Below are 409 nucleotides of genomic sequence, written 5' to 3'. Positions count from 1 at the left end.
ATCACCTTCCCCCTGCTGCGCCCGGTGTCCGCGATCACCCTCCTGCTGGGCCTCGTCTACACGCTCAAGGTCTTCGACATCATCTGGATCATGACCAAGGGCGGCCCCGCCGACGCGTCCACCACGTTCGCCACCTGGTCCTATCAACTCGGCTTCGGCAGCCTGGTGCCCGCCTTCGGCCCGGGTGCGGCCGTGGGGAACCTGCTCGTCGCCGCCGCTGTCGTCCTCGGCCTGGTGTATCTGAGGGTCCAGCGAAAGCAGGCACGGACGTGACCATGACCGCCCCCAACCGCCCCCGCCGTACGTGGTGGAAGACGGCCGCCGGCCTCGTCCTCACCGGGATCATGCTCTTCCCGGTCTACTGGATGCTCAACGTCTCCCTCACCCGCGAACAGGACATGCGGGCGAG

The 409-nt window shown here is 67.7% G+C and carries 1 protein-coding gene and 1 pseudogene; both read left to right on the top strand.

Features of this window, described 5'->3' with window-relative positions:
* On the top strand, positions 1–273 hold a 273-nt coding region (locus tag ACLZOT_RS50175), incomplete at its 5' end, for a carbohydrate ABC transporter permease (RefSeq protein ID WP_416976013.1).
* A gap of 2 nt (positions 274–275) precedes the next feature.
* Positions 276–409, top strand: a pseudogene (locus tag ACLZOT_RS50170) (carbohydrate ABC transporter permease); the annotation flags it as partial.

Origin of the sequence: Streptomyces sp. 4F14 (assembly GCF_048159485.1) — a bacterium.
GTDB lineage: Bacteria > Actinomycetota > Actinomycetes > Streptomycetales > Streptomycetaceae > Streptomyces.
Note: the sequence above shows the minus strand (reverse complement) of the source record. Positions and strands in the feature narration are given on the sequence as shown.